Source organism: Prauserella halophila (genome assembly GCF_024171895.1).
Taxonomy (GTDB): Bacteria; Actinomycetota; Actinomycetes; order Mycobacteriales; family Pseudonocardiaceae; genus Prauserella; species Prauserella halophila.
On sequence record NZ_JAMTCQ010000010.1, the window covers coordinates 238,043 to 264,587 of the forward strand.

25 protein-coding genes, 1 tRNA gene and 1 pseudogene are annotated in these 26,545 nt (G+C 67.9%); 21 read left to right on the forward strand and 6 right to left on the reverse strand.

Annotated elements, in window-relative coordinates:
* Window positions 1-28: 28 nt before the first annotated feature.
* Both cmtR and LY41_RS13475 read left to right on the forward strand, forming a co-directional pair.
* Window positions 29-352, forward strand: a pseudogene (cmtR, locus tag LY41_RS13470) (Cd(II)/Pb(II)-sensing metalloregulatory transcriptional regulator CmtR); the annotation flags it as partial.
* Between the two features lie 289 nt (window positions 353-641).
* Window positions 642-1,292, forward strand: a complete 651-nt coding sequence (locus LY41_RS13475; protein WP_372493267.1) for a cation efflux transmembrane domain-containing protein — start codon at window positions 642-644, stop codon at window positions 1,290-1,292.
* A gap of 103 nt (window positions 1,293-1,395) precedes the next feature.
* Here LY41_RS13475 and LY41_RS13480 read toward each other — a convergent pair whose 3' ends face one another.
* The gene (locus LY41_RS13480; protein WP_253864343.1) at window positions 1,396-2,277 is read right to left on the reverse strand and encodes an LLM class F420-dependent oxidoreductase; all 882 of its coding nucleotides are present in this window, start codon (window positions 2,275-2,277) and stop codon (window positions 1,396-1,398) included.
* 262 nt (window positions 2,278-2,539) lie between these two features.
* Here LY41_RS13480 and LY41_RS13485 point away from each other — a divergent pair, with 262 nt between their 5' ends.
* The 8 genes from LY41_RS13485 to LY41_RS13520 all read left to right on the forward strand — a co-directional run bounded on the left by LY41_RS13485 (window position 2,540) and on the right by LY41_RS13520 (window position 7,541).
* Window positions 2,540-3,016, forward strand: a complete 477-nt coding sequence (locus LY41_RS13485; protein ID WP_253864344.1) for an SAV_915 family protein — start codon at window positions 2,540-2,542, stop codon at window positions 3,014-3,016.
* A gap of 178 nt (window positions 3,017-3,194) precedes the next feature.
* Window positions 3,195-4,439 carry a WXG100 family type VII secretion target gene (locus LY41_RS13490; protein ID WP_253864345.1) on the forward strand — a complete coding sequence of 415 codons (1,245 nt, stop codon included), beginning with the start codon at window positions 3,195-3,197 and terminating at the stop codon, window positions 4,437-4,439.
* A gap of 124 nt (window positions 4,440-4,563) precedes the next feature.
* A complete protein-coding gene (locus LY41_RS13495; RefSeq protein WP_253864346.1) occupies window positions 4,564-5,073 on the forward strand; it encodes a hypothetical protein in 510 nt (169 codons plus the stop codon).
* 36 nt (window positions 5,074-5,109) lie between these two features.
* On the forward strand, window positions 5,110-5,544 hold the full coding sequence (locus tag LY41_RS13500) for a hypothetical protein (protein ID WP_253864347.1): 435 nt from the start codon (window positions 5,110-5,112) through the stop codon (window positions 5,542-5,544).
* 146 nt (window positions 5,545-5,690) lie between these two features.
* The gene (locus LY41_RS13505; RefSeq protein WP_253864348.1) at window positions 5,691-6,179 is read left to right on the forward strand and encodes a hypothetical protein; all 489 of its coding nucleotides are present in this window, start codon (window positions 5,691-5,693) and stop codon (window positions 6,177-6,179) included.
* A gap of 98 nt (window positions 6,180-6,277) precedes the next feature.
* A complete protein-coding gene (locus LY41_RS13510) occupies window positions 6,278-6,655 on the forward strand; it encodes a VOC family protein (protein ID WP_253864349.1) in 378 nt (125 codons plus the stop codon).
* Window positions 6,656-6,870: 215 nt separating this feature from the next.
* Window positions 6,871-7,200 carry a VOC family protein gene (locus tag LY41_RS13515; RefSeq protein WP_253864350.1) on the forward strand — a complete coding sequence of 110 codons (330 nt, stop codon included), beginning with the start codon at window positions 6,871-6,873 and terminating at the stop codon, window positions 7,198-7,200.
* 113 nt (window positions 7,201-7,313) lie between these two features.
* The gene (locus LY41_RS13520) at window positions 7,314-7,541 is read left to right on the forward strand and encodes a DUF2283 domain-containing protein (protein ID WP_253864351.1); all 228 of its coding nucleotides are present in this window, start codon (window positions 7,314-7,316) and stop codon (window positions 7,539-7,541) included.
* A gap of 1,286 nt (window positions 7,542-8,827) precedes the next feature.
* Here the strand turns inward: LY41_RS13520 and LY41_RS13525 are convergent.
* Window positions 8,828-8,901, reverse strand: a tRNA-Gly gene (locus tag LY41_RS13525).
* Between the two features lie 146 nt (window positions 8,902-9,047).
* Between LY41_RS13525 and LY41_RS13530 the strand changes: the two genes are divergently transcribed.
* From LY41_RS13530 to LY41_RS13540, 3 genes are all read left to right on the forward strand, one after another.
* Complete coding sequence (locus LY41_RS13530) at window positions 9,048-10,277, forward strand: oxygenase MpaB family protein (RefSeq protein WP_253864352.1); 1,230 nt, start codon at window positions 9,048-9,050, stop codon at window positions 10,275-10,277.
* Window positions 10,278-10,301: 24 nt separating this feature from the next.
* Window positions 10,302-10,883 (forward strand): dCTP deaminase, encoded by a 582-nt coding sequence (gene dcd / locus LY41_RS13535; RefSeq protein ID WP_253864353.1) that lies wholly within the window; start codon window positions 10,302-10,304, stop codon window positions 10,881-10,883.
* Window positions 10,884-11,023: 140 nt separating this feature from the next.
* Window positions 11,024-11,836 carry a CAP domain-containing protein gene (locus LY41_RS13540; RefSeq protein WP_253864354.1) on the forward strand — a complete coding sequence of 271 codons (813 nt, stop codon included), beginning with the start codon at window positions 11,024-11,026 and terminating at the stop codon, window positions 11,834-11,836.
* A 105-nt stretch (window positions 11,837-11,941) separates the two neighbouring features.
* On the opposite strand, the gene LY41_RS13545 is transcribed toward LY41_RS13540, so the two are convergent.
* Together LY41_RS13545 and LY41_RS13550 are read right to left on the reverse strand one after the other, a co-directional pair.
* Window positions 11,942-13,570 (reverse strand): acyl-CoA dehydrogenase family protein, encoded by a 1,629-nt coding sequence (locus LY41_RS13545; RefSeq protein ID WP_253864355.1) that lies wholly within the window; start codon window positions 13,568-13,570, stop codon window positions 11,942-11,944.
* Complete coding sequence (locus LY41_RS13550) at window positions 13,554-14,159, reverse strand: TetR/AcrR family transcriptional regulator (RefSeq protein WP_253864356.1); 606 nt, start codon at window positions 14,157-14,159, stop codon at window positions 13,554-13,556. Before LY41_RS13550 ends, LY41_RS13545 begins: the two co-directional genes overlap by 17 nt.
* A 149-nt stretch (window positions 14,160-14,308) precedes the next feature.
* Between LY41_RS13550 and LY41_RS23885 the strand changes: the two genes are divergently transcribed.
* On the forward strand, window positions 14,309-16,645 hold the full coding sequence (locus LY41_RS23885; RefSeq protein ID WP_253864357.1) for an esterase-like activity of phytase family protein: 2,337 nt from the start codon (window positions 14,309-14,311) through the stop codon (window positions 16,643-16,645).
* Between the two features lie 63 nt (window positions 16,646-16,708).
* Here LY41_RS23885 and LY41_RS13560 read toward each other — a convergent pair whose 3' ends face one another.
* On the reverse strand, window positions 16,709-18,931 hold the full coding sequence (locus LY41_RS13560; protein WP_253864358.1) for a (Fe-S)-binding protein: 2,223 nt from the start codon (window positions 18,929-18,931) through the stop codon (window positions 16,709-16,711).
* A gap of 160 nt (window positions 18,932-19,091) precedes the next feature.
* Here LY41_RS13560 and LY41_RS13565 point away from each other — a divergent pair, with 160 nt between their 5' ends.
* Window positions 19,092-19,418 (forward strand): DMT family transporter, encoded by a 327-nt coding sequence (locus LY41_RS13565; RefSeq protein WP_253864359.1) that lies wholly within the window; start codon window positions 19,092-19,094, stop codon window positions 19,416-19,418.
* Entirely contained in the window at window positions 19,415-19,978 is a 564-nt protein-coding gene (locus LY41_RS13570; protein WP_253864360.1) for a TetR/AcrR family transcriptional regulator, read from the forward strand. Before LY41_RS13565 ends, LY41_RS13570 begins: the two co-directional genes overlap by 4 nt.
* A gap of 78 nt (window positions 19,979-20,056) precedes the next feature.
* Here the strand turns inward: LY41_RS13570 and LY41_RS13575 are convergent, their stop codons facing one another.
* Window positions 20,057-20,605: a YbhB/YbcL family Raf kinase inhibitor-like protein gene (locus LY41_RS13575; RefSeq protein ID WP_253864361.1), complete on the reverse strand. Its 549-nt coding sequence runs from the start codon at window positions 20,603-20,605 to the stop codon at window positions 20,057-20,059.
* Window positions 20,606-20,893: 288 nt separating this feature from the next.
* On the opposite strand from LY41_RS13575, the gene LY41_RS13580 reads away from it, so the two are divergent.
* The 5 genes from LY41_RS13580 (at window position 20,894) to LY41_RS13600 (ending at window position 26,461) form a co-directional block, all read left to right on the forward strand.
* The gene (locus LY41_RS13580; RefSeq protein WP_253864362.1) at window positions 20,894-21,676 is read left to right on the forward strand and encodes a DUF4097 family beta strand repeat-containing protein; all 783 of its coding nucleotides are present in this window, start codon (window positions 20,894-20,896) and stop codon (window positions 21,674-21,676) included.
* Window positions 21,677-22,080: 404 nt separating this feature from the next.
* Window positions 22,081-23,952 (forward strand): molecular chaperone DnaK, encoded by a 1,872-nt coding sequence (dnaK, locus tag LY41_RS13585; protein WP_253864363.1) that lies wholly within the window; start codon window positions 22,081-22,083, stop codon window positions 23,950-23,952.
* Window positions 23,949-24,740: a nucleotide exchange factor GrpE gene (gene grpE, locus LY41_RS13590; protein ID WP_253864364.1), complete on the forward strand. Its 792-nt coding sequence runs from the start codon at window positions 23,949-23,951 to the stop codon at window positions 24,738-24,740. Before dnaK ends, grpE begins: the two co-directional genes overlap by 4 nt.
* Window positions 24,741-24,767: 27 nt before the next feature.
* Window positions 24,768-26,006, forward strand: coding sequence for a molecular chaperone DnaJ (gene dnaJ / locus LY41_RS13595; RefSeq protein WP_253864365.1), 1,239 nt, complete (start codon window positions 24,768-24,770; stop codon window positions 26,004-26,006).
* Entirely contained in the window at window positions 26,006-26,461 is a 456-nt protein-coding gene (locus tag LY41_RS13600; RefSeq protein WP_301297056.1) for a heat shock protein transcriptional repressor HspR, read from the forward strand. The genes dnaJ and LY41_RS13600 overlap by 1 nt, the downstream gene beginning before the upstream one ends.
* The last annotated feature ends 84 nt before the right edge of the window (window positions 26,462-26,545 follow it).

Sequence of the window (26,545 nt, forward strand, 5' to 3'; positions counted from 1 at the left end):
GGTCAGGTGCGGCTGTACTGTTCGATGCATGCTGACGAGTGAAACGCGGGAGGCGGCGTTGTCGCGCCTGGGACGGGCGCTGGCGGACCCCACCCGGTGCCGCATCCTGGTGGCCCTGTTGGACGGCGTGAACTACCCGGGGCAGCTGGCGACGAAGCTCGACCTGACGCGCTCGAACGTGTCGAACCACCTGGCGTGTCTGCGGGGATGCGGACTGGTCGTGGCGGCGTACGAGGGCAGGCAGGTCCGGTACGAGCTGGCGGATCCGCACCTGGCGCGCGCGTTGGGCGAGTTCGTGCAGGTGGTGCTCGCCGTCGATACGGGCGAGGCGTGCATCGACGAATCGCAGGCGCCTGCGGAGACGGCACCGGAGTCGGCCGTTGCGCCGCCGTGCCCCGACGAGGTCACGGCCGAGCAGGACGCTGCGCAGGCCACAGCGCACGCCGCGGACGGGGAGGTCGCCACGGATGGCTGACGACTGCTGCGACCCGAGCGGTTCACCGGCGGCGGCCAACTCCGCGCCGTCCGCCGAAGCCGCGCTACCTATCGAAGCCACAACAGCCACCGGTACCGCTGTCGCCGCCGACGCGGAGGCATGCAGCGACGGCTGCTGCTCGGCCGACACCGCATCGCCGGCACCTGTGGCGACGGCAGCCGCGGCGACGGCGACCGCGGGGCTTACGAACTCGGGTCCGACGGATCGTCGACGTGCGGTGCTGTCTCGCCGGGTGCGCCTGTTCGTGGCGGCGACGATCACCTACAACGTCATCGAGGCGATCATCGCGATCACGGCGGGTGCCATCGCGTCGTCGGCGGCGCTGATCGGGTTCGGGCTCGATTCGACGGTCGAGGTCGCCTCGGCGGCGGCAGTGGCGTGGCAGTTCGCGGGGCGTGATCCGGAGCGGCGGGAACGTGTCGCGCTGAAGGTCATCGCGGTGTCGTTCTTCGCGCTGGCTGCGTATGTGACGTTCGAGTCCGTCACGGCGTTGGCCGGCGGCGAGCAGGCGGACCATTCGACGGTCGGCATCACGCTGGCTGCGGTGTCGCTGGTGATCATGCCGGTGCTGTCGTACGCGCAACGCCGTGCCGGCCGTGAACTGGGCTCGGCGAGCGCGGTCGCCGATTCGAAGCAGACGCTGCTGTGCACGTACCTGTCGGGTGTCGTGCTCGCGGGGCTGCTGCTGAATTCGGTGTTCGGCTGGGCGTGGGCCGATCCCGCCGCCGCGCTGGTGATCGCTGCGCTCGCGGTCAAGGAGGGACGCGACGCCTGGCGCGGCGACCACTGCTGCTGAGTGGCCTGCCGCGCCAGCCGCCGGCAGTCGATTTCGGACAGTGAACTTCGGACAGTGACCGTCAGGCAGCGAACGTCAGGCGGTGACTGTCAGGCAGGGAACGTCAGACGGCGGCGAGCCTCGGCCGGATGTCGCCGACGAGGCTCGTCGCCCACGGCACCGGGTCCTGATACGCGGGCGGCATCACGCTGACGAGCGAGACGCCGAGCTCGCGGTAGGCCTCCATCTGCCGGAGGAATCCGTCGGGGTCGGTGGTCGTCTCGCCCTGGTAGAGGATCGTCTTCCGGATGGCGTCGTAGTCCGTGCCGAGCCTGTCGCAGTGCCCGCGCAGCACGTCCAGCTTGTGCCGCACCGCCGCGACACCGTCGTCGCCGGGTGCGCCGAAGAGGTTGCACGCCTGGCCGTACTGCGCGACGAGCCGAAGTGTCTTGCGTTCGCCGCCACCGCCGATGAGGACGGGAATCGTGCCGTCGGCGGGTTTGGGCAGGCAGATCGTCTCGGCGAGCCGGTAGTGCTTGCCGTTGTAGGCGCCGTCGTCGTCGGACCACATCTGCCTGCAGATCTGCAGGGTCTCCTCGAGGCGCTCGAATCGTTCGGCGGTCGACGGGAACGGCACGCCGAGGCCCGCGTGTTCCCGGTCGTACCAGGCGGCGCCGACTCCCAGTACTGCGCGGCCTTCCGACAGCGAGTCGAGCGTAGTGACGGTTTTGGCCAGCAGACCGGGGTGCCGGTATGTCACGCCGGTGACGAGCAGGCCGAGCTGGATGTTGCGGGTGAGGCCGGCGAGGTAGCCGAGCGTGGTGTACCCCTCGAGCATCGGCTCGAACGGACCGCCCACCTGCTCCATCTGGAACCAGTGGTCCATCAGGGTCAGTAGGCTCACGCCGCCGTCGTCGGCGACGCGGGCGGTCTCGGCCAGGCGGTCGGCGAGCGTCGTTTCCCAATCGGGGTGGGTGAACGTGTAATAGTGCAGTCCGAGCTCCATGTGCCCGAGGCTACGTCCGTGTGGTCATCGCCGCGCGGTCGAAACCCCGGCCCGGCAGCTGCTCCCGCGAGTCTTCGGTACCGCGGGAGCACATGTGTATGGAGCCCGACGACGACGCGAGCGCACGTGGCTTCACACGGCTGGTTTCGGTTCCGGGCCTTGAGTATCACGCCGTGTTACTTTTCGCGACACGCCGCCATAGTTGCTGCTCAGGACGTTTTGGTGGTTTCGTGTGAACCGGACACGACGTTGGGAGGACGACGTGCCTGAAGAACGATTCGGGGCTCAGGACGCCCTTGCACCTCCGGTGATCGGACCGGAGTTCGCCGATGCGGCCGACGACCGGCCCGACGAGGTCTACCTACCGTCCGAACGCGTTCACTACGGCGATGAGGAGGCGACGGTCGAGTTGCGGCGACTGGAGGACGAGCGGCTCGTCCTGCTCGCCTTCACCTCACTGGAGGCTCTCGTCGAGGGGTGTGGCGAAGGGCAGCCGTGGCTGTCGGTGCGAAGTGACTATCTGAACCGCATCGTGACCGACAGTGGCGCCACCGAGGTTCTGTGGAACGCCGTTCTTCCGGACGACCAGCGTCAGGAGGCAGTACCCACCGGAGGCGTTCGTGAGTGGATACGGCGCGGATACCGGTTCGCTGGACGGGATCGCGTCGAAACTGCGCAACGGCGCGAGTTCGCTGGAACAGGCCGCGGGGCAGCGTCCGCCTGCGCCGAACGCGGGTGAGATCAGTGAAGTCGTCCAGGGGATCGTCGGTGCGCTGTCGACCTCCCTCGCCGGCGTTGTCGAAGGTTGTGGAGCCGCCGGTGATGCCGTGGCATCCGGACGCGATGCGTATGAGACGGCCGAGCACGACGGTCGCGTCGATGTGTCCAACGCCAGCGGTGGGCTGTGAGGGGGAGCCATGTCGATCGACACCGAGATCAAGGCGGATGCGGCGAGCATCAGGAGCGTCGCGCAGTGGTTGCAGGGCAGGTCCCAGAACGTGCACACGGCGGGGACGCAGGTGTACGGGGCGCGCGGTGATTCCGAAGCCACGTGGACGGGCGAGGCTTCGGACGGGTTCCGAAGCACGATGACGAAGTTCGGTGGGCAGATCGACGGCCTCAGCACGGACCTGTCCCGCACGTCGTCCCGGCTCGACTCGCACGCCGATGACATCCATACGGCGAAGTCACGCATGTTGCAGGCGCTGGAGATCGCGCGCAACGGCGGCCTGACGATCAGCGGAAACATCATCCAGGAACCGGGTCCTGCGCCGGCAGATCCAGCGTCGTTGCCGACCGACAAGAAGCCGAGTCCACGCCAGCAGCAGATCCACGACCAGGCCACCCAAGCGCAGGCGGCGCACGAGAAGCAGGTCAAGGCCTACGTGGAAGCGGAACGGACAGCGACTCCGGCGCGTGAGGCATTCATCAAGTCGCAGCAGACGTTCGTGAAGTTTGCGAAGGGCTATGCGGAGAAGGCGCCGATCAACATCGCCGACATCAGCACAGGCCTGGCGGGAGCGGTCGCCCAACGCACGAGTCAGTACCGGGCGGCGGCGAAGGCGCTGGACCCGGCGATCGAACGCGCGGCCGCGTACGCGAAGAGCGGCAGGACGAACCCGTACGCACAGGCACGCGCGGACTCCTTGGAGGTCGAACGCAGGCTCGCCAAGCAGGCGGAGCTGAACCGGGCGACAGCCACACGTACCGCCCGCATGGTGGACAAGCTGCCGAAGAACTTGAAAACTGTGCTCACGAGGAACTTCGATTTCGGGAAGTACAGCCCGGAGAGGCCGCCGTCTAATGTGGCACTGCGTGGTGCGGCCAAATTCGGCAGTAAACTACCCGTGGTCGGCGGACTCATCACGGCGGGTGGAGTGGGCTTGGATATCGCCAGCGGGAAGGATCCTACAAAGGCTGTAGCGTCAGGTTCGGGTGGATTTGTCGCGGGTTCGTTGGCAACTGCTGCGGTGGCGAGTGCGGGTGGCCCTGTTGGCTGGGCGGTGGCCGGTGGTGCCGTTGTATCAGCTGGGGTCGGGTTCGCGATTGATGAGTGGGGAGACGATGCCGCTGAGGCCGCCGGAGAGGTGACCGACTGGGCCGGCGATCGCGTTTCGGACGCAGGCAAAGCTGTTGGTGATTTCTTCGGTGGTCTGTTCTAGAGGGGGAAGAATGAACCTTCGAGACTTGCCACCGAAGCCTGACTCGATGTCAGGAGAGCCGCGTCCGCCGAGTGCGCCTCGTACTGATGAAGGAAAGGGTGGTACTGAGAGCAGCGAGGTGAAGGTGGAAAAAGTGCCGAAGCCTCCATCCGAGAAAGGCGTGATGCTAGAATGGTTCTATCCGGACAGGACAAGCCGTATAGTAGCCGGCGCCCTTGTTAGTGTTTTTATCTTTGCCATGTATGTATTTCGCTCAGGGTTTACTTGGGTGGATAATTTGTGGCTCTGGGGGTTGGTGCTTTTGCCTGTCCCGGTGCTCTTCTTGGCGAGTCGGACTGGTGGAAAGTCGGCCGGTGCTGACTGGCTGGCGGTGTCCGACAAGGACTACGTGAAGACCTACGAGTTGACCAAGGCCACGGTTCATGTAGATGGCGTGGCGCACGTGATTCAGATGGTGGACAGTTCGGGTCGAAGTGCTCGGCCACGGGTCGACGACTTGCAGGCAAACCATCGGCTCTGGGATCTGGTGTACAACGGGATTCTGCATTCGGTGCACGTGGGTGGTGCGGAGACGAACAAGCGGGCCCGGGACTACCTTCTGCTCGACCACCCGCCGACTCTTCGGCCGCAGTAGCGCCGTCACTGGTGAGTGCCGCCGAACTTGAAAACTGTGCTCACGACGAACTTCGACTTCGGGAAGGTGGAATCCGCGAAGGCTGCCTCAAATCCGGCACTCCGTGGTGCGACGAAGCTTGCCAGCAAGACCCCGGTTTTCGGGGCCGGTTTAACCGCGGTCGGCGTTGGAATGGATATTCGCGGTGGTAAGGATCCGGGCAAGGCCATCGCATCGGGTGCTGGCAGCTTTGTCGCTGGCTCGTTGGCAACAGCGGCAGTGGCGAGCGCGGGCGGGCCGGTCGGATGGGCCGTGGCTGGAAGTGCGGTCGTGTCTGCGGGAGTCGGATTCGCCATTGACGAATGGGGCGATGACGTCGCTGACATGGCGGGCGAAGCGGTGGATTGGACCGGCGACCGGTTGTCCGACGCGGGGGATGCGATAGGCAAGGCAGGGCGGGTGGCCGGTGATTTCTTTGGTGACCTATTTTAGGCGGCTACATGGATGTTTCCAGGATTCCACCCAAACCTGACTTGTATACGGGCGAACCTCGTCCCTCGGGGGCCCCGCTGGAATCTGAAGGAGAACGACCGGACGACCGGCGAGAACTGAGCGCGGATCGTGTACCTCGTTCTCCTGTGGCTGAAGGCCCGATGCTGGAGTGGTTCTACCCCACGCGCGCCGGTCGAATGATGGCCGGCGCATCCATGTCGGCGATACTGGCCGTCTTTGGCGTAATTCTAGACGGCGGATTCTCCTGGATGGGCGTGTGGTGGTTATGGATACTAATTTTGCCATGGCCATTTATCTTCCTCGCATCGGCGGGGTCTGAGAAGGTCTACGCGGGTGTTGACTGGCTCGCGCTAGATGATGACGCGTACGTAAAAACGTACGACCTCGCCACCGTCAAAGTACACCTTGATGGGGCTGCGCACGCAATCGAAATGGTTGACAATGAAGGGCGTTCCCTGCGCCCTAAAATAATCAGGCTCCAGCGAAACCATCGGCTCTGGGATCTGGTGTACAACGGGATTCTGCATTCGGTGCACGTGGGTGGTGCGGAGACGAACAAGCGGGCCCGGGACTACCTTCTGCTCGACCACCCGCCGACTCTTCGGCCGCAGTAGCGCCGTCACTGGTCAGTGCCGCCGCTCGTCCCACGGCGGCTCGGGCACTGCTGCGGGTGGCTGCTGAAACTGTCGTGGGTCGCGGGCAGGATCGGTGCATGGCTGATATCGCGAGGAACACCCATCATGCGCTCGACTACGTCGAGCTTCCCGTCACCGACTTCGACGCGGTCAAGGCGTTCTACGGCGACGCGTTCGGCTGGCGGTTCACCGATTACGGTCCGGGGCCCGCGTACGTCGGGATCCGCGGAGCATCCGGCGACACGGCCGAGGTCGGCGGCTTCCGGAAGGAGGACCAGGTCACCCCCGGTGGACCGCTGGTGCTGCTGTATTCGACAGACCTGGAGGCGAGCCTGCGCGCCGTGCGCGAGGCGGGTGGTGAGATCACCCAGGAGCCGTTCGACTTCCCCGGTGGGCGGCGGTTCCACTTCCGCGACCCGGCCGGCAACGAACTCGGCGTCTGGACCGCCGCGTGAGGACTGCGGCCGGACACGGCCGCGTCTCGTTCCGCGGCCGGTGCCGGGGAGTCGAGCCTGACGGCGTGGCGTGGCGTGGCCGGGTCGGGGCGGTGTCACGCGCTTCCACCGATTGACACTGCCAGGTACGCGTGGAGCGTGGTCTGTCGGCGACCACTGTTGCGGTTCGGTGTGGGTCGGTGGATCCTGCGGTCATGGTGATCAGGTGGGAGGCGTTGACCATCGATGCGCGCGATCCGTTGTCCCTCGCGCAGTGGTGGGCGGAGACGCTCGGCTGGAGAGTGACGGATCCGGTCCCCGGCGGTGTCGAGGTGCAGGAACCCGATGGAAGCGCGCCTTCCTTGTTCTTCGTCGCGGTCGATGACCGAAAGTCGGCCAAGAATCGGCTGCATCTAGATCTGTACGCCGGTGACCAAGGGGCGACGCTGGACGATCTGCTTGCACGGGGAGCGTCTCGGGTTTCGGCGGGACAACCCGATGAGGCGGAGTGGACTGTTCTCGCGGATCCTGAGGGCAACGAGTTCTGCCTGCTCGAACCACGGTGACGGCGCGGCAGCAGTGAGACTGGACGGCTATGTGCGACCCCGGTCCATAGCGGACTGTCGATGGTCGGTTTTGCTGGTTGTCCGCGTGTGGACAGGTACGCCACCATGAAGTGGTGCATATCGAGTATGACCCCGAGGCCGACGCCGCGTACCTGTACCTCACGGACAATGAACTTGCTCCTGGCCGTCGAATCGTCGAACTCGAGACCCCGCCGGGAATCTCCGGCCCCGTCATCATGGACTGGAAAGACGGCAAAATCACCGGCGTCGAGGTAGTCGGGGCGTCCGATCTCTTGCACGCCGACCTCTTGGCTCAGGCCGCGCGCCCGGGTGGAAGCTAGCGCCGCATTTACGGCGTCGCGAGAAGCTGCACGCCGTCGTGTGCGCGTGTACGACGAAGGCCCGGGCCGTGGACACCGTTCCCCTCGTCGGAACCTGTCCAGTGCACAAGGACGTCACGGCTCGGATGGCCACGACGCCATGCGTAGGTCCTGATCTACCAGCGAGTCATCAGCGAGGCCGATGGGATGATCGCTGACCGGCTCTCAGTCCTGGTGGGCGTGCCCCGGCGGCGGCGCGCGAAGCGCGCCGCCCTTGATCTCTAGAGGGCAATTCGGCAGTCTTTCCAGCGCTCCGCGGGGCACGGCGGGAGCGCTGGGCCGGAACGTACAGGCTACGAATCGACCGATGACGGCGAACGCGACGCGCTTGGCGTGTGGGTCGGCACTGGATGGGATCCAGCCGAGTGGAAGGCTCCGTAGTCTTTACGTTCCCGTTGGCTGCGCCGATCGAACTACGTCTCTTGAAGTGCGTGTATGACACCCGCAGGTCACCCTTTTGAAGGTTTTCTTCGGTCGCACATAATGATCAATTATTAGGTTAATGGATAAAGGTAGAAATGTCTGTATAAATATTACGGGGCCATGCGGAAGGAATATATTTGACTACTGCTGTTCCCCGGCGCCGGGAGGCTCCAATTTGCGTAGAATGCGTAATCGTGCTAATTTTTTGGGTAGACTTTACTTGGTTTCGTGGTAATTTTGGGGTGAGCTGTAGTGCGTGAGGGTCCGTGGAGGTCCACTCAGACACGCCTTCTGGGGCTTCTCTTGGGTGTGGTTGTACTTTTTTCTGGGGTTTATTTAACAATCAGTAGTGATAATCCTATCTGGTTGTCGCTGCTTCATGTCACTGCAGGTCTGGTCGTTATTTTTTCGGTTATTAACTCGTGGATCAGGGCGAGGCGTTCTGGGGTCAACTAGTTCAAGACATTATAGTACTCTGGGGTTAGGTTTGACGGCCTCGTCGTTGTAGCCGGCCGAGAGTTCGGACGGTGACGAGAATATGATGATGTCCATCGTCGATGGGCGAGGTTGCCCAGCTGCCGGCGGCGAGCACGAGGTCGGTGCGCACCGGTGAGGTTCATCGGGATTCACGAGATCGACCACGCTTCGAGTTACTCGGTTCGTGGGTCGGGGTGCTCGTAGAGCGTCGTGTCAGCTCGGAGACCGATTCGGAGGAGGGTGACGACTCAACGGCCCTCGGTTGGTGGTCACACGCTACTCGCGTCACCCAGCATGACGAAGGCCCAGGTCCGAAGTGGATGGCTTCTGACCTGGGCCTTCGTGCTTGGAGCGGATGACGGGAATCGAACCCGCGTTCTCAGCTTGGGAAGCTGATGTTCTACCATTGAACTACATCCGCCTGCTGTCGACCGATCCTACAACGTCGCCGCGGATCGTCACCCCCACCCCCGGTCGAATCCGGCCCGATCCCTCGCTTGACGCTCATGGCCTTGATTGACAACACTTGTTGTCATGGCCCGAAAGGGTCGCGCAAAGGAGCATGCGATGAGTGTCGACGAGCGGCTGCCCGAGCCGGACTTCCTGCGCTCCGGTGGATTTCGCCTGGCCACACGGCTGTACGCCCCCGGCGACGTGCGCGGTACCCGGCGTCAGCTCAACGCCTTCCGCGAGTACGCCCAGCTGGGTGACCCTCTCGCCGACGACGTCGTCGCCCTGATCGAACGCCTGCCGGAAGGCGAGGGCCGCGCCCTGTTCGAGCGTGCGCTCACCGACGGCATCGATGCCGTCCCGGACCCGCCTGCCGAGCTGCTCGCGTTCTTCCGTCACGCGGAAGCCACGCCCTACTGGGTCGACGACACCCGCCTCGACGCGGGCGCCCGCGCCATCGTCCGCACCGGCCTGCTGGGCCTCTTCCCGCTCGGCGACATGGCCCTCATGGGCGGCTACCTCTCGTCGAGAGCGACGAAACCGCTGGTCGGCACCGGTGCTCTCGTCGAAGACATGGCACCGAAACGACTCGTCGAGACCACGCACTGGTGGCTCGAGGTCACCACGCCCGGTGCGCTGCGCACCCACGAGCACGGCTACGCCGCCGCGCTGCGCGTCCGCCTCGTCCACGCCCACGTCCGCGCCGCCATGAACCGCCGCCCCGACTGGGACCACGACGCCTGGGACCGGCCCGTCAACCAGGTCCAGACCGTCGGCACGCTCCTGCTGTTCTCACTCGTCTACGTCGTGGGCATGCAGCTGCTCGGCGTGCGCTACACCGACGGCGAACGCGCCGACATCCACCACCTGTGGCGCTACGTCGGCCACCTCATGGGCATCGACGACGAACTCCTGCCCGCCACCGAGGACGACGCCTGGCGCCTGCTCTGGCTGCTCGCCACCAGCGAGTTCATCCCCGACGACGACTCGAAACGCCTCGCCGCCGCGCTGCTCGCCGCGCACGAAGGTGCCGGTGAGGGCCGCGGCGCGCTGGGCACGGTGCTCGCCGAAGCGTCCGTCCGCGTGCACGCCTCGGTCAGCAGGCTCGTGCTCGGCAAGGACAACGCCGACTTCCTCGGCCTGCCGAACGATCCGATCGCGCAGGGAGCCGTGGTCGCGGGTGCGGCCGCCAACTTCGCCGCCGAGAGTGTGCGCCGCGTCGTGCCCGGCGCGACGGCGGTGCAGCAGCGCATCGGCGAGCTCGGGCGCAGGCAGTACCTGCGCAGGCTCGGCTCGCTGTTCCGGATCGACGGCACGTACGCACGGCATATGCGTCCCGCGGCGTGAGCACCGCAGGGATAGGGTGGGTCCGTGCTGCTCAGTGACCGCGACCTCCGCAAGGAGCTCGACGCAGGCCGGCTCGCCGTCGACCCGTACGGGCCGCAGATGCTTCAGCCGTCGAGTATCGACGTGCGCCTCGACCGGTTCTTCCGCGTCTTCGACAACACGAGGTACACGCACATCGACCCGTCGTTGCAGCAGGACGAGCTCACCTCGCTCGTCGAGAAGACCGAGGGCGAAGCGTTCGTACTGCATCCGGGCGAGTTCGTGCTCGGATCGACGTTCGAGCTGTTCAGCCTGCCCGACGACCTCGCGGGCCGGCTCGAAGGCAAATCGTCGCTCGGCAGACTCGGCCTGCTGACACACTCGACCGCCGGATTCATCGACCCCGGATTCGACGGGCACATCACGCTCGAACTGTCGAACGTCGCGAACCTGCCGATCACGCTGTGGCCCGGTATGAAGATCGGCCAGCTGTGCCTGTTCCGGCTCACCAGCTCGGCCGAACACCCGTACGGCTCCAGCGCGGCCGGTTCCAAGTACCAGGGACAGCGCGGCCCCACGCCCAGCCGCGCGTACCGCAACTTCGACCGCATCGACACCGCGCGCTGAGGGTCGAGACCACGCGCTGAGGGTCGAGACCACGCTCGACCCCGTTCCTGTGGCCGGGCGCGACGGCGTCGAAGACGTGTGACTGATCGTTCTCACAGATCGGTTCGCTAAATCACCCGTTGGTGGTAGCTTGCCTGGTCGTGGTTACCCCGACCCCCCGATCCCGCACCGCGATGGTGACACTCAGCGTGCTCGTCGGTGTCGCGGGCGCCGTCGGCGGTCACCTGCTGTGGCCGGGCACCGACGCGTCCGACACGGCGCAGGTCGCAGGGCCGAGCAATGGTCTGGAACGGCGGTCACCCGAACATCCGCCCACCGATCCGGCCGACCAGCAGGGCGGACCGGGTGCCGAGGCATCCGTGGGACCCGCTCCCGCGACGTCGTCCGTCTCGCTGCCCGGCAACGAACCCACCACGACCACCGTCGAGCCGTCGCCGCCCGCCACCACGTCCGCGCCGCCGGAGACACCGGACAGCTCGGAAACCTCCGAGGTCTCGACCACGCCGACGACGAACCCGTCCACGTCGGCATCGGACACCACGTCGCCGACGACCTCCCCCGCGACCACCTCCGAGAGCCGGAGCGAACTGCCTGCCCACGAGCTCGCGCGGTACATCAACGAGGAACGCGAGGTCGCGGGTTGCTCCCCCGCCCGCGTTGCCCCGGAACTCGACGAGTCCGCGCAGGCGCACAGCGACGACATGTCCGAGCACGGGCGGTTGTCGCACGAATCGTCGGACGGCACGTCGTTCGAGGACCGCGTCGAATCGTACGGTTACGACGACCCCGCGGCCGAGAACCTCGCGATGGGCGTCACGTCCGCGCGCGCCGTCGTCGACAACTGGATGTCCCAGGACGCCCACCGGGCCAACATCACCGACTGTGACGCCACGGCTCTCGGCGTCGGTCTCAACGAGGACGGCTGGTACTGGACCCTCGACCTCGGCTACTGAGCGTGGTGGTCGGGCCGGTGGGTTGGCGCCCCCAAGGGCACCTTCGGGGCGCCCAACGCCCCCAAGGTGCCCTTCGGGGCACAAGACCCTCACTCGGGTGGGCGGTCAGTCGTTCGGGGTGACGCGGCTCAGGATGCGGTTCGTGTCGACACCGGTGGGCAGCGTGCCGAAGGCCGTGCCCCGGTCGCCCGCCAGCCGGGAGGCGCAGAACGCGTCGGCCACCGCCTCGTCGCCGCGGCGCACCAGCAGCGATCCCTGCAGCACCAGCGCCAGCCGTTCGACCAGCCTGCGCGCGCGATACTCCACATCGGACAGGTCGGCGAGTTCCTTGCGCACGCCGGCGATCGCCTCGTCCAGCCGTCCGTCCGCACCGGACGCCGCGTCGAGCTCGGCGACCAGCGCCTCCACCGAATCCGGCTGCTTCGCCATGGCGCGCAACGTGTCCAGCGCCGCGACGTTGCCCGAACCCTCCCAGATCGACGACAACGGCGACTCGCGGAACAGGCGCGGCATGCCCGACTCCTCGACATAACCGTTGCCACCGAGGCATTCCAGCGCCTCGGCCGCATGCGCAGGCGCCCGCTTGCACACCCAGTACTTCGTCACCGCCAAGGCCAGCCGCCGGAACGCCGCCTCGCCGTCGTCGGTCGCCGCACGATCGCTCGCCCCCGCCAGGCGCATCGCCACCAGGGTCGCCGCCTCCGACTCGACGGCCAGATCCGCCAGCACGTTCGCCATCGCAGGCTGGTCGGCCAGCCGGGTGCCGAACGTCGACCGGTGCCGCGCGTGATGCGCCGCCCGCGCCGTGCCGTAGCGCATCCCCGCCGCACCGCCGATGGTGCAGTCCAGGCGCGTGTTCGACACCATCTCGATGATCGTGCGGACCCCGCGGCCCTCCTCGCCGACGAGCCACCCGATTGCGCCGTCGTACTCGATCTCGGCCGACGCGTTGGACTTGTTGCCCAGCTTGTCCTTGAGCCGCTGCAGGTGGATGGTGTTGCGCGAACCGTCCGGCAGCACGCGTGGCAGCAGGAAACACGACAGCCCGCCCGGTGCCTGCGCCAGCGTGAGGAACACGTCCGACATCGGCGCCGACGTGAACCACTTGTGGCCCGTGAGCGCATACGAGCCGTCGCCGGCCGGAGCCGCGGTCGTCGTGTTGGCGCGCACGTCCGAGCCGCCCTGCTTCTCCGTCATCGACATGCCCGCGATGAGGCCGCGCTTGCTCGCCGGCACGCGCAGGCCGTAGTCGTACTCGCGCGCGGCGAGCAGCGGTTCGTACGCGGCGGCGAGCTCCGGGCTGTGCCGCAGCGTCGGCACCGCCGAGTAGGTCATCGAGATCGGGCACGTGTGGCCTGCCTCGTTCTGGCTCCACACGTAGAACTTCGCCGCCCGGGCCACGTGCGCGCCCGGTCGCGGGTCCTGCCACGGCGTGGCGTGCAGGCCGTGCGACACGGCCACGTCCATCAGGTCGTGCCAGTGCGGATGGAACTCCACCTCGTCGATGCGATGACCCACTCGGTCGTGGGTGCGCAGGACGGGCGGGTTCTCGTTCGCCAGCCTGCCCCACTCCTGCACGCGCTCGCTGCCGGCGAGCCTGCTGAGTTCGTGCACCTCGTCGGCGGCCCAGTTCGCTCCCTCGTGTTCCAGGGCGGCGAGCAGCGTCGGGTCGTCGGCGACGTCGTGGCCGGTCAGTTGCGGTACCTGGTTCGTCACGTCATGGGTTGCCGGCATCGGGGGCTCCTAGGGCTCGCAGGGTGAAGGTGGGCAGTTCGCCGACGGCGCCCTCGCTGCCCGAGGTCAGCGGTCCGATCATGACCTCGGCGACGGCGCCGACGATCGCGGCGGCGGTGAGCGGGGCCTGCTGGGGCGGCAAGGTGCCGTCCCGCACGCCCTCGGTGATCCTGGCCGCGATGACGTCGCGGAACGCGCGGCGGAACACGATGCGTTCGGCCTCGACGGGCGTGTCCACCGGTTCCGCGAGCAGCGCGTACGCGAGGGTCGGGGCCTTGAGTGCACGCGCGGCGAACGTGTCGACGACGGCGACGACGCGTTCGCCTGCCGATCCCGGCTGCTGCGCCGCACGTTCGACCGCCTCGACCTCCCGTGTCACGAGCTGGCGGAACAGTTCGGCGACCAGCTCGGCCTTGCTGGGGAAATGCCGGTAGACGCTGCCGGTGGCCACGCCCGCGTCCTGGGCGACGGCGACCACGGAGCAGCCCGCATAGCCGCGGGTGGCGAGCAGTTCGACGGCTGCATCGAGGATCGCGGCGCGTTGGGAGTCCATGCGTGCCTGGACCTTCGGGGTGCGGCGGTACACCATGCCAAGAAGTGAACCACTATTCATACCTTGAGGCAAGGGCTCCGCCGGCCGATGGCGCACCGGGCGCCCGGCTCGCGGTCACAGGCATCGGTATGCGGCGTTCGTGTCGCGTTCAGTCCGATAACACCCGAACGGGCTACAAAACTCGGGTGCGAAACAGAAACCGATTCCTCGCCTGCGCGGCGACCGTCGCGCTGACAGCCGTCCTGGCGCCGACAGCGACGGCGAGCGTGCCCTCCCACCCCGGCGAACACTTCGTGCGCACGGCGACGATGCCCGTGTACGAGAACTCCTCGCCCGACCAGGAAACCGCGGCCGAGATCTCGGCGGTGACCCCGGACGGCCGCACGGTCGTATACACCGACTCACCCGCCGAGCGCATCGGCTTCGCGAATCTCGTGCGGCGCAGCTCCGTCGAGCCCGCGGGAACCCTCGACCTACCGGGCGAGCCCACGTCCGTCGACGTCGTCGGCGGGCTGGCGCTCGTCGCCGTGAACACCTCGGCGAGCTATACCGAGCCGTCGGGTGTGCTCGAGGTCGTCGACATCGACGCACGGTCCGTCGTCGCGAGCCACGACCTCGGCGGCCAGCCCGACGCGATCGACATCTCCTCCGACGGCCGGCACGCTGCCGTGGCCATCGAGAACGAGCGCGACGAGGACCTCGATGACGGTGCGATCCCGCAGCAGCCTGCCGGGTTCCTCGACATCGTCGACCTCGACGGTGCACCCGCGGACTGGCAAGTGCGCAAGACCGACCTGACCGGGCTCGCCGACGTGGCACCGAGCGACCCCGAACCCGAGTACGTCTCGATCAACGCGCGCGGCGAGGTCGCCGTGACGCTGCAGGAGAACAACCACATCGCGGTCGTCGACCTCGTCAGCGGCGACGTGCGCAGCGACTTCAGCGCCGGCACGGCGACGGTCCGCGGCGTCGACACCACCGAGGACGGCACGATCGAGCGCGACGGCACGGTCGAGGGGCCGCGCGAGCCCGACTCGGTCGGCTGGCTCGACGACGACACCCTCGCGACCGCCGACGAAGGCGACTACGAGGGCGGCACCCGCACGTGGACCGCGTTCGACGCCCGCACCGGTGACGTCGTGTACAGCTCGGGCGTCGAGTTGGAGGAACTCGCCATCTCGTACGGCCAGTACCCGGAGCACCGCGCGGAGAACAAGGGCGTCGAACCGGAGGGACTGGCGGTCGCCACATACGGCAAGCACCGCTACGCGTTCGTCGCGCTCGAACGCGCCAACCTCGTCGCCGTGTACAACGTGGACGATCCGCGGCGGCCGCAGCTGGTGCAGGGACTGCCCACCGGCGTCGCACCCGAGGGCGTGCTGCCCGTGCCGCAACGCGGCGGGCTCGTCGTCTCCGCCGAGGAGGATGACGCCGAGGACGGCGTGCGTTCCTCGCTCAGCCGGTACCAGCTGACGCGCAAGCCGCTTGCGGCGTCGCTCAAGCACAACGAGGGCACGCCGTCGATCGTCTCCGACGGCATCGGATTCGGTGCGCTGTCCGGGCTTTCCGCAGTTCCCCGCAAGCCAGGAGTGCCCGGCAAGCCAGGAGTACCCGGCAAGCCAGGAGTACCCGGCAAGCCAGGAGTGCCCGGCAAGCCAGGAATGCCCGGCAAGCCAGGAATGCCCGGCAAGTCAGGAGTGCCCGGCAAGTCAGGAGCGCCCCGCGATCCGGGCGAGGTCGTGGCCGTCACCGACGACGCGTACACGCCGAGCCGCGTGCTCACCGTCGACACCGCCTCGCACCCGGCCCGCGTGACGGGCGAGCTGCCCGTCACGCGCGACGGCGAGCCTGCCACCTACGACGCCGAGGGCATCGCCGCCCGCGCCGACGGCGGTTACTGGCTCGCGACCGAGGGCAAGCCGGCCGAGGGCATCCGAAACCTGCTCGTCGACGTCGATTCCGGCGGTGAGGTGCGCCGCGAGATCGCGCTTCCCGGCGAGATCGCCGACGGAGCCGAGAAGCACGGCTTCGAAGGCGTGGCCGTGTCCGGTGAGCACGTGTGGGTCGCCGTGCAGCGCGAGTGGGCCGACAACGAGCAGGGGCGGACCACGCTCGCCCGCTACACGCCCGCGACCGGGAGGTGGGCGTTCGCGGCCTACCCGCTCGACGCTGCGCCGGCCAGCGGCTGGATCGGTGTGTCCGAGCTGACCCCGCTCGGCGACGGGCGGCTGCTCGTGCTCGAACGGGACAACCAGCGGGGCGCGAACGCACGGACCAAGAAGCTCTACGAGGTCGACGTCTCGACCGTCTCCCCCGTGCCCGCGGGCGAGCCGAAACCGGTGCTGCACAAGCGGTTCTCGCAGGATCTGCTGCCCGCGCTCGAAGCGGGTGGCGGCGTCGTGGCCGACAAACCGGAAGGCCTCGCGGTGACCGCAGACGGCCGCCTCGTGGGCGCCGTCGACAACGACGGTCTCGACGACGCGCCCGGCGAGTCCGTCCTGCTGCGGCTCGGACACGCCTGACAGCCGACACGAAAGGGGCCGGCGGTTCGACGAACCGCCGGCCCCTCTTCTGTCACGTTCCGGTCAGGACTCCGCGGGTTCCGGTTCCGAATCCGCGGCGGCCGGTTCGTTGTCACCGTCCCGTTTGACCGCGGACAGCAACAGCTGCGACACGTCGAGGACCTCGAGGTCCTCGCTCGCCGTTCCGTCGCTCTGGCGCGAGGTGACACCGTCGTTGAGCATCACGCGGCAGAACGGGCAGCCCGTCGCGATCTTCGACGGAGCGGTGCCGAGCGCTTCGTCGACACGCTCGACGTTGATCCGCTTGCCGATCTGCTCCTCCATCCACATGCGAGCACCACCGGCACCGCAGCACATGGACCGGTCACCGTGCCGCGGCATCTCGCGCAGATTCGCGCCCGCGGCGTCGGCGAGCTCACGCGGCGCCTCGTACACCTGGTTGTGGCGGCCGAGGAAGCACGGGTCGTGGTAGGTGATGTCCTGCGCGACCGGCGCCATCGGCGTCAGCCGCTTCTCCCGCACGAGCCGGTTGAGCAGCTGCGTGTGGTGCACGACCTCGTAGTTGCCGCCGAGGTCCGGGTACTCGTTGGCCAGCGTGTTGAAGCAGTGCGCACACGTGACGACGATCTTGCGCTTGGCGGGTTCGACATCCTCGAACACCGAGTTCAGCACCTCGACGTTCTGCTGCGCGAGCATCTGGAACACGAACTCGTTGCCCGCGCGGCGAGCCGGGTCACCGGTGCACGTCTCCTCCGGCCCGAGCACCGTGTACTTGACGTCGGCCAGGTGCAGCAGCTCGGCCACCGCACGCGTGGTCTTCTTCGCACGGTCCTCGAACGCACCGGCGCAGCCGACCCAGAACAGGTACTCGGCGTCACCGAACTCACCGTCGAACACCGGCACCTCGAAGTCGAGGTCCTCGGCCCAGGCCATACGGTCCTTGGCGTTCTGACCCCACGGGTTGCCCTTGTTCTCCAGGTTCTTGAACAGCGAGTTCAGCTCGGTCGGGAAGTCCGACTCGATCATCACCTGGTACCGGCGCATGTCGACGATGTGGTCGACGTGCTCGATGTCGACGGGGCACTGCTCGACGCACGCGCCGCAGTTGGTGCACGACCACAGCATGTCCGGGTCGATGACGCCGTTCGCCTCGGCGTCGCCGATCAGCGCACGCTCGGACTCGGCCAGCGCCAGCACGTCGATGCCGGCGTGCGGGTCGTCACCGGTCAGGCCGATCTCGTCGCCCGCCATGTCCTTCTTGCCGCCCTCCATCAGGTAGGGCGCCTTGGCGTAGGCGTGGTCGCGGAGCTGAGTGATCAGCATCTTCGGCGACAGCGGCTTGCCCGTGTTCCAGGCCGGGCACTGCGACTGGCAGCGACCGCACTCGGTGCAGGTCGAGAAGTCGAGCCAGCCCTTCCAGCTGAAGTCCTCGACCTGGCCCGCACCGAAGACGTCCTGCTCCGGGTCGGCCTCTTCGAAGTCGAGCGGTTTGCCGCCGCTCATCATCGGCTTGAGCGCGCCGAGTGCGACGCCGCCGTCGTCCTCACGCTTGAAGTAGATGTTGAAGAAGGCGCTGAACCGGTGCCAGGCGACACCCATCGTCAGGTACCGGCTGACGACGGCCAGCCAGAGCATGCCGGAGAGCAGCTTGCCCAGCGCCATGATCGACACGGCTGCGGTGCTGGCCGGCAGGATCTGCGCGAGCGGCTGCGTGAGGAAGCTCGACCACAGGGCCGGGTCCTCGATGCCACTGGAGATCTTGAACGTCTTGACACCGAGGATGCCGATGCCCTCGATGATCACCACGGCCTCGACGAAGTAGGCGGCGGCGAAGTTCGAACCCTGGAACCGGGACTGCCGGTCGGCGCGGCGCGGGTGGTTGGCCTGGCGGATGATCGCCAGCGCGACACCACCGGCCACGGTGCCGATGCCGAGCAGTTCGAGCAGCAGCTGCCACGGCGCCCAGTGGCCGATGATCGGCCACGCGAAGTGCGGGTCGAAGATCTCGCCGTAGGCCTCGAACAGTGCGAGCGAGCCCAGCAGGAAGCCCCACATCACGAGCCAGTGCCATGGCCCGACGCGCCGGAACTTGTTCATCCGCGTGTGGGCGGCGAACTCCTTGATCAGCGTCTTCATCCGCGGGACGAACGGTCCGTAGCGCGTGCCGTCCGGCTGCCCGAGTCGGATGATGCGCACCTGCCGGATGACGGCGGCGACGAACACACCCCAAGCGGCAATGCTGACGGCAACGCCGATCACGCCGAGCGTGATCTGCAATGCACCCATGATCGGGCCTTTCGGTTCGGTCTTCGTGGTGGGTGTCGGGAGGGTATCTCTTCCTCGTTCTCGTCCTACTGAGGAGTAATGGATAAGAGACGCCCAAGTCCCACTGATGTGGCAGAAACCTCGCCAATAGTGGGACGAATGTTCAGGTATCTTGACGCCCGTGGGTGCATATCTGTTGATAGCCGGAGCGATCGTGGCCGAGGTCGCCGGCACCGTGTCCTTGAAGTTGTCGGAGGGTTTCTCCAGGCTGCTGCCGTCGATCGTCGTGGTCGTCGGGTACGGCACGGCGTTCGTGCTGTTGGGGCAGGCGTTGAAACACGGTATGCCGGTCGGGGTGGCTTACGCGATCTGGGCGGCTGCGGGCGTGGCGCTCGTGGCGCTCATCGGCTCGGCCTTCCTCGATGAGCCGATGAATCTCACCATGATCGCCGGGCTGGTACTGGTCATGGGCGGCGTCGCCCTGCTCGAAACGGGCCGCGCATCGTGAAGCGGCAGGCCGACGGCCGCAAGGCGCGCGGCGAGAAGCGACGTACCGAGATCATCGAGGCTACTCTTCGCGTGATCGAACGCGACGGCGTCGCCGGGGTCACGCACCGCACGGTGGCCACGGAGGCGGGGATCCCGACGACGTCGACGACCTACCACTTCGCCACCCTCGACGACCTGCTCGTCGCCACGCTGATCGACTGCGCGCGGGACATGGCCACCGAGGTGTACTGGATGATCGATCGCGCGCGTTCGCACGGGCGCGGCCGCGGCGCCGAGGAGATCGCGAAACTGCTGGCCGAGGCGCTCGGACCGAAACGCGGGCGAACGATGGCCGAGTACGAGCTGTACCTGCTGGCCGCACGCAAACCCGAGCTGCGACCTGCGGCGCGGCGGTGGCTCGATGTGCTGACGTCGATGGTGCGGCACGACGACGAGGTCGCCTTCCGCGTGTTCCTGGCCGGTATCGACGGCCTCCTGATCCAGGGACTCATCGACGACGAACCGCCCGGCGAGGAGGAACTCCGCCCCGTGGTCGACTACCTGCTCAACCCGAGATGACCCGCGTGTTCTGCACTCGGGCCCGCGGACGGTCGCCGTCGGCACCGGTGCCGACGGCGACCGTCCGCGCCGGCGGTGTCAGCCCTTGTTCTCGTGAACGGCGGTCAGGGTGGCGCGGCCCAGGGTGTGGCCGAACATGTTGAACGACAGGAACGCGGGCCGGGCCTCGTCGGGGATGTTGAGCGGCTCGACGTCCAGTGCGTGCACCACGAAGATGTAGCGGTGCGGCCCGTGCCCGGGCGGCGGCGCGGCGCCGAGGTACTGGCGGACGCCGCCGTCGGTGGTGAGCATCTTGACGCCTGCGGGCAGGTTCGCGCCGTTCGGATCGCCCGCACCGGTGGGCAGCTCCGTGACCGAGGCCGGGATGTCGAACACGGCCCAGTGCCAGAAGCCGCTGACCGTGGGTGCGTCGGGGTCGTAGCAGGTCACGGCGAAGCTCTTGGTGCCGTCGGGGAAGCCGGACCACGTCAGGTGCGGCGAGGTGTCCTCACCGCCCGCGCCGAACAGGCCGGACAGCTGCGGCGTCGGCAGGGCCTCGCCGTCGGTCACGTCGTCGCTGCGCACGTCGAAGCTCGGCACTTGCGGCAGGAAATCGTAGGGGTTGAAGTCGAACGGCGCGTCGGCCATCTCACGCTCCTCGTGGGTCGGGCGGCACTGTGCGGGGCTGCCGGCCGCGTTCCGCTCCCTGCGTCCCGCGGCCCGTCCCCAGCGTAGGCAGCCGTGTGCGGCGCGTCGGCATGGGCGCCGCGCCCGCGTGGCACTCGACGGCCGGGCGGCCGGGTGGGCCGGGTGGCCGGCATCAGGGCGGTCCCGGCTGCCGGAATCAGGGTCATATGGGGGCAGGCCCCACTAGTGCTGATGGTCCGTGCCCGCCTACTGTTCCGACAACCACGACATAGGGGGAAGCGACGGCCCATGCGAGCTCCGCGAGTTCAGCGTCCGGTACTGGCGATCGGCGGACTGGTGTTCGTCGGTGCGGGGGCGGCGGTCGCGTTCGGGATCTTCGACGAGTCGAGCGTGACGCACCGGGAGTCGGTGGCCGGCGTGGGACGTATCGAGCTCGACAAGGGGCCGGGCAACGTGACCATCCGTGCCGGTGACGTCGAGGCCGCGACCGTGACCGAGACGAAGACCTACCGGTGGGGCGGCGGCGATCCGGCGTTCGAGCACCGTGACGACGTGCTGACGTTGCCCGACTGCGGCATGTGGTGCACGACCTCGTACGAGATCGTCGTGCCGCGCGGGGTGGCGGTCTCGGGCGAGATCGGTTCCGGCGACCTGGAGATCAGCGGCGCCGAGTCGCTCGACGTCGAGGTGGGCTCGGGTGACGCGCGCGTTTCGGACGTCGAGGGCGATGCGCGGCTGGACGCCGGTTCGGGAGAGTCCGAGCTCACGAGCATCGGCGGCGCCGTGACCGTCGATGTGGGTTCCGGTGGGATCATCGGCCGCGGGCTGGACGGGCCGGTTCGGGCCGAGACCGGGTCGGGCGGGATCGATCTCGCCCTCGCGCGGCCCGCGAGCGTCACGGCGTCGACGGGCAGTGGCGACATCTCGGTCATGGTTCCGCGCGGCGGATACCGGCTCGAAGGCGACAGCGGCAGCGGGTCCCGGGAGATCGGTGTCGACACGTCCCCCGACGCCCAGCACACGCTGTCGCTGGATACGGGCAGCGGGGACGTCACCGTCCGTCGCCGTTAGACCGGGCCGCAGCTCGCTCGGATCGCTGCACCTGTGCCCGGATCGCTGCACCTGCGCCGGGGTCGCCGTACCTGCGCCGGGATCGCCGGCGGATTCGCACCGCGACCCGCACCGGTCCGTGCCTCGGTCCGTGCCTCGGTCGAGTACTACCGCCGGGGACGCGACCACGGCTCTGTCATCGATGGTGTCCTCGGTGGTCGTGGCCGACTCCGGGAACAAACATCGCAGGTCGGACGTTGTGCTGGCAGAAAGGTTGAGCAAGAAGAACTCAAGTCTGATTTGACGTAGCACGACCGGTAGCGTTATAACTTGAGTGAGCCCCGCTCAGGTATCGGTAATCCACCGTGTCACCCGGTCAGCCGGGTCGGCGGGGCGTCCACAGGATCAGTAGGAGGGAAAGACACATGGCGCGAGCGGTCGGCATCGACCTTGGTACGACGAACTCGGTCGTTTCCGTGCTCGAGGGCGGTGAGCCGAACGTCATCGCCAACTCGGAAGGGGCGCGTACCACTCCGTCCACCGTCGCCTTCGCCAAGAACGGCGAAGTGCTCACGGGTCAGCCCGCCAAGAACCAGGCCGTCACCAACGTCGACAGGACGATCCGGTCGGTCAAGCGGCACATGGGCTCGGACTGGAGCACCGAGGTCGACGACAAGGCTTACACCGCCCAGGAGATCAGCGCGCGCGTGCTGATGAAGCTCAAGCGCGACGCCGAGTCCTACCTGGGTGACGACGTGACCGACGCGGTCATCACCGTCCCGGCGTACTTCGAGGACGCCCAGCGCCAGGCCACGAAGGAGGCCGGCCAGATCGCAGGCCTGAACGTCCTGCGCATCGTCAACGAGCCGACCGCGGCCGCGCTGGCCTACGGCCTCGACAAGGGCGAGAAGGAACAGACCATCCTGGTCTTCGACCTCGGTGGCGGCACGTTCGACGTCTCGCTGCTCGAGATCGGCGAAGGTGTCGTCGAGGTCCGTGCCACCAGTGGTGACAACCACCTCGGTGGTGACGACTGGGACGAGCGCATCGTCGACTGGCTGGTCGACAAGTTCAAGGCGTCCAACGGCATCGACCTGACCAAGGACCGCATGGCGCTCCAGCGCATCAAGGAGGCCGCGGAGAAGGCGAAGATCGAGCTCTCCAGCTCGTCGACCGCCAGCATCAACCTGCCGTACATCACGGTTGACGCGGACAAGAACCCGCTGTTCCTCGACGAGACGCTCTCGCGCGCCGAGTTCCAGCGCATCACCTCCGACCTGCTCGAGCGTGCGCGCAAGCCGTTCAACAACGTGGTGCGCGACGCGGGCATCTCGGTCGGCGAGATCGACCACGTGGTGCTGGTCGGCGGTTCCACCCGGATGCCGGCCGTGACCGAGCTGGTCACGGAGCTGACCGGCGGCAAGGAGCCGAACAAGGGCGTCAACCCGGACGAGGTCGTCGCCGTCGGCGCCGGTCTGCAGGCCGGTGTGCTCAAGGGTGAGGTCAAGGACGTCCTGCTGCTGGACGTCACGCCGCTGTCGCTGGGCATCGAGACCAAGGGTGGCGTGTTCACCAAGCTCATCGAGCGCAACACGACGATCCCGACCAAGCGCAGCGAGATCTTCTCGACGGCGGACGACAACCAGCCGTCGGTGCAGATCCAGGTGTTCCAGGGGGAGCGCGAGATCGCCGCGCACAACAAGAAGCTCGGCATGTTCGAGCTGACGGGCCTGCCCCCTGCGCCGCGCGGCGTGCCGCAGATCGAGGTCTCGTTCGACATCGACGCCAACGGCATCGTGCACGTCACGGCGAAGGACCTGGGCACCAACAAGGAACAGTCGATGACCATCACGGGCGGCTCCGCGCTGCCGCAGGAGGACATCGACCAGATGGTCAAGGACGCCGAGGCGCACGCCGAGGAGGACCAGCGGCGGCGCGAGGAGGCCGAGACCCGCAACCAGGCGGAGACGCTGTCCTACCAGACCGAGAAGTTCGTGACCGACAACGAGGACAAGTTGCCGGACGAGCTCAAGACCAAGGTCAAGACGGCGATCGACGACACCAACGAGGCGCTCAAGGGCGACGACATCGCCAAGGTCAAGGAGTCCGTCGAGACGCTGAACACGGTGTCGCAGGAGCTCGGCCAGGCGCTGTACGCCAACGCGGACGCCGAGGGTGCGGCCGGTGCCGATGCGGGTGCCGCGGGCGCCGCGGGCGCCGGTGCCGACGCCGGGTCCGCCAAGGCCGATGACGACGTCATGGACGCCGAGGTCGTCGACGAGGACGACAAGAAGTGACCGAACGGGACGAGACCGAAGTCCAGGAAGAGGAACCGGTCGTCGTGCGGGACCGTCGCAAGGTCGATCCGGAATCGGGTGACCTGCGCGCTCCCGAGGACGGCGAAGCGGTCGAGGTGCCCGCGGGTGAGCTCGCGGGCACGGAGGTCGGCGGGTCGGCGGACGAGGCCGGGGAGGCCGGGGAGGCCGGGGAGGCCGCGGCCGACGCCCAGCCGGACCTGGCCAAGCAGCTGGAGGAACGCACCGCGGACCTGCAGCGTCTCCAGGCCGAGTACGCCAACTACCGCAGGCGTGCCGACAAGGAACGTGAGCAGCTCGCGGCCTCCGGCAAGGCCTCGCTGGCTGGCGACCTGCTGCCGCTGCTGGACGACGTCGAGCGCGCCGCCCAGCACGGCGACCTGACCGGTGCGTTCAAATCGGTGGCCGACAAGCTGGTCGAGGCGCTGGAGAAGTCCGGTCTCGAGCCGTTCGGCGCCGAGGGTGACGAGTTCGACCCGAGCGTGCACGAAGCGGTGCAGCACGACACGTCCCCTGAGGTGTCCGGTCCGACCGTGACCACCGTGCTGCGGCGCGGATACCGGTTCGGCGACCGCGTGCTGCGGGCGGCACTCGTGGCCGTGACCGATCATGAGCCCGGCGACGCACCCGTTGACGCCGGTCCCGCCGACCCGGGTGCTCCGGCCCCGGGTGATCCGGTCGCGAATGCGGAGGCGCTGAATGCGGAGGCGCCGATCGACCCGCCGGTCGAAGGCGAACTGCCCGTCGACAGCGATGAGCAGCGGAACTGACAACAAGCGGAAAGGAGGAGACGCCCGATGAGCGCTCGGGAGTGGCTCGACAAGGACTTCTACCGTGAGCTGGGCGTCTCCTCCGACGCTTCCACGGACGAGATCAAGAAGGCGTACCGGAAGCTGGCACGGGAGAACCACCCCGACGCCAACCCCGGCAACGCCGAGGCTGAGAAGAAGTTCAAGGCCGTCTCGGAGGCCTACGGCGTGTTGTCCGATCCGGACAAGCGCAAGGAGTACGACGAGGCTCGCACGCTGTTCGGCTCCGGCCGTACGGGTGGCGGTTTCGGCGGCTTCCCCGGTGGCGGGGCCGGCGGTCCCGGTGCCGGTGGTGCCGGCGGGTTCGACCTCGGTGACATCTTCGGCCAGGGCGGTGGTGCCGGCGGCGGTCCCGGTGGCGGTGCCGGTGCCGGCGGGTTCGGCGGGCTTGGCGACATGCTCGGCAACCTGTTCGGACGCCGTGGCGGTGCCGGTGGTGCCGGCGGTGCCGGTCAGCGTGGTCAGCGCGGCAGCGATGTCGAAACCGATGTGCGGATCGACTTCGCCGAGGCGGTGAAGGGCGCGACCCTGCCGTTGCGGCTGTCGAGTCCCGCGACGTGCGGTACGTGCGGCGGCAACGGTGCACGGCCCGGTACGTCGCCGCGGGCCTGTCCGACGTGTTCGGGCGCCGGGCTCGTCAACCGCAACCAAGGGGCGTTCGCGTTCTCGGAGCCGTGCCCGGACTGCCGTGGCAGCGGTCAGAAGATCGACGACCCGTGCCCGGAGTGCGCCGGTGAGGGCGTGTCCACGCGGACGCGCACGCTCACGGTGCGGATTCCGCCGGGTGTCGACGACGGCCAGAAGATCCGCCTCGCGGGTCAGGGCGAGCCCGGCAAGGGCGGTGCGTCCGCGGGCGATCTGTTCGTGCGGGTGCACGTCAATGCCGACGACGTGTTCGGCCGGTCCGGCAACGACCTGACGATCACGCTCCCCGTCGAATTCACCGAACTGGCGCTCGGCACGACCCTGACCGTGCCGACGCTCGAGGCGAAGGTGTCCGTGCGCGTGCCCGCGGGCACGGCGAGCGGGCGTGTGCTGCGGGTGCGTGGCAAGGGAATCACCAAACGGGATGGTTCGCAGGGCGATCTCCTCGTTACGCTGCAGGTCGTCGTGCCGTCCAAGATCGACGACGATGCGAAGGCAGCCCTCGAGAAGTACGCCGATGCGGTCGCAAAGCACGATCCGCGACCCGAGATCACTGCGCTGTTGCGCGACAGAGGTGAGTGATGTTCGGTCCAGGTTCGCCGGGATTCGGGATGCCGCACGGTGCGGACGAGGACACGCCGGTCTTCGTGATCTCCGTGGCGGCGCAGCTGTCGGGCCTGCATGCACAGACACTGCGGTCGTACGACCGGATGGGCCTCGTCTCGCCCGGCCGTACGACCGGCGGCGGCAGGCGCTACTCCATGCGGGACATCGCCCAGCTGCGCGAGGTGCAGCGGCTGTCGCAGGACGAGGGCGTCAACCTCGCGGGCATCAAGCGGATCATCGAGCTGGAGAACCAGGTCGAGGCGTTGCAGTTCCGCGTGACCGAGCTGGCTGAGGAACTGTCGTCGGCGTATGCGGCGGCCGAGCAGGCGGCGGCCGCCGTGCACGCGTCGTACCGCAAGGACCTGGTGCCGTTCCGGAAACAGAACGCCGTGGTCGTCTGGAAGCCGGGCAAGCCGAAGCGCCCCCGCTGACCCCTCCGCGCGTGCCCTGCCTTCGTGGGCCCGTGTTGCGCGTTCCGGGGACACCGTGTCGCACCCGCCGGTCGCCGACCGCCG

What these genes read in the sequence shown, in the direction of transcription:
- LY41_RS13480 (WP_253864343.1), bottom strand. Translation starts at nt 2,277, where the DNA reads ATGGAGCTCGGACTGCACTATTACACGTTCACCCACCCCGATTGGGAA.
- LY41_RS13490 (WP_253864345.1), top strand. Translation starts at nt 3,195, where the DNA reads ATGTCGATCGACACCGAGATCAAGGCGGATGCGGCGAGCATCAGGAGC.
- LY41_RS13510 (WP_253864349.1), top strand. Translation starts at nt 6,278, where the DNA reads ATGGCTGATATCGCGAGGAACACCCATCATGCGCTCGACTACGTCGAG.
- LY41_RS13530 (WP_253864352.1), top strand. Translation starts at nt 9,048, where the DNA reads ATGAGTGTCGACGAGCGGCTGCCCGAGCCGGACTTCCTGCGCTCCGGT.
- LY41_RS13545 (WP_253864355.1), bottom strand. Translation starts at nt 13,570, where the DNA reads ATGCCGGCAACCCATGACGTGACGAACCAGGTACCGCAACTGACCGGC.
- LY41_RS13550 (WP_253864356.1), bottom strand. Translation starts at nt 14,159, where the DNA reads ATGGTGTACCGCCGCACCCCGAAGGTCCAGGCACGCATGGACTCCCAA.
- LY41_RS13560 (WP_253864358.1), bottom strand. Translation starts at nt 18,931, where the DNA reads ATGGGTGCATTGCAGATCACGCTCGGCGTGATCGGCGTTGCCGTCAGC.
- LY41_RS13575 (WP_253864361.1), bottom strand. Translation starts at nt 20,605, where the DNA reads ATGGCCGACGCGCCGTTCGACTTCAACCCCTACGATTTCCTGCCGCAA.
- LY41_RS13580 (WP_253864362.1), top strand. Translation starts at nt 20,894, where the DNA reads ATGCGAGCTCCGCGAGTTCAGCGTCCGGTACTGGCGATCGGCGGACTG.
- dnaK (WP_253864363.1), top strand. Translation starts at nt 22,081, where the DNA reads ATGGCGCGAGCGGTCGGCATCGACCTTGGTACGACGAACTCGGTCGTT.
- dnaJ (WP_253864365.1), top strand. Translation starts at nt 24,768, where the DNA reads ATGAGCGCTCGGGAGTGGCTCGACAAGGACTTCTACCGTGAGCTGGGC.
- LY41_RS13600 (WP_301297056.1), top strand. Translation starts at nt 26,006, where the DNA reads ATGTTCGGTCCAGGTTCGCCGGGATTCGGGATGCCGCACGGTGCGGAC.